Here is a 1,113-nt window from a genome sequence, read left to right as displayed (position 1 = left end):
GAGAAAGAACTTCTTGCTGCTTACCAGACAACTGATCCAACCAGCCATCAATGCTACCTTTAAGGTTACTATCCTGCAGCAACTCTGCAGGATCAGACGCTGACTCATCAGCAACTGTATCTAGTAATGATTTGTCGCTACTGCCGCCGATAGGCATATCAACAGAGGCAACACGCTCGTTCAAGCCCAACATGCGCTTAACATCAGCAACAGGCTTATCAAGCAAATCTGCAATTTCTTCTGGCGATGGCTCGTGATCAAGTTTTTGAGTCAACTCACGTGCAGCACGCAGATATAAATTCAGCTCTTTTACTACGTGAATAGGCAGACGAATTGTACGCGTCTGATTCATGATTGCGCGCTCAATAGTTTGGCGAATCCACCATGTTGCATAAGTAGAGAAGCGGAAACCACGTTCTGGGTCAAATTTCTCAACTGCGCGAATTAGGCCTAAATTACCCTCTTCAATCAGGTCAAGTAGAGTCAAACCACGATTAACATAGCGACGTGCGATCTTTACAACGAGTCGCAAGTTACTTTCAATCATTCTCTTACGCCCGGCCGCATCACCTTTCTGCGCCAAGCGAGCAAAATAAACTTCTTCTTCTGGGGATAAAAGCGGAGAAAATCCGATTTCATTCAAGTACATTTGTGTCGCATCAAGCTGACGGTATGACTGACTTTCTGATGAGCGACCGTCTATGCCTGTCTTCTTAGCTTTCTTTTTCGCGGTTATCGGAGTGACGACTGTCTCAGCCTCTTCCTCAAAACCCCAACTTTCAGTCGTTGTCTCTTCTGATTCAACGCCATCAATTTCTACTACATCGTCAAAGTACGCTTCTCTTTCTGCTGACATCTGTCTTGCCTCGCTTTTTATTGTTTGCTCATCAAGATCCTTGATGATGCAACCTAGCTGTTTAAATAAATACGCTACCAGCCTCGCAACTGGCATTTTTCCCTTTTAGGATAGTTTTATCTCGCAGGCAGATATTTCATTGGGTCAACCGGCTCACCATTGCGCCGAATTTCAAAATGAAGCATTACCTGTTTTGAGTCAGAGCTCCCCATCTCTGCGATCTTGCGACCTTTTATTATTTTTTGTCCTTCTTTAAC

General features: G+C 44.5%; 2 protein-coding genes. Both read right to left on the bottom strand.

All coding sequences use genetic code 11. The annotated features are described in order from the left end of the window. On the bottom strand, positions 1-856 hold an 856-nt coding region (rpoS, locus tag A3757_RS23435; RefSeq protein WP_068740379.1), incomplete at its 3' end, for an RNA polymerase sigma factor RpoS. A 116-nt stretch (positions 857-972) separates the two neighbouring features. Further along, positions 973-1,113: M23 family metallopeptidase (locus tag A3757_RS25445; RefSeq protein WP_156506521.1), on the bottom strand; the 141-nt coding region annotated here is incomplete at its 5' end.

It is taken from the genome of Oleiphilus sp. HI0117, from assembly GCF_001635235.1.
Note: the sequence above shows the minus strand (reverse complement) of the source record. Positions and strands in the feature narration are given on the sequence as shown.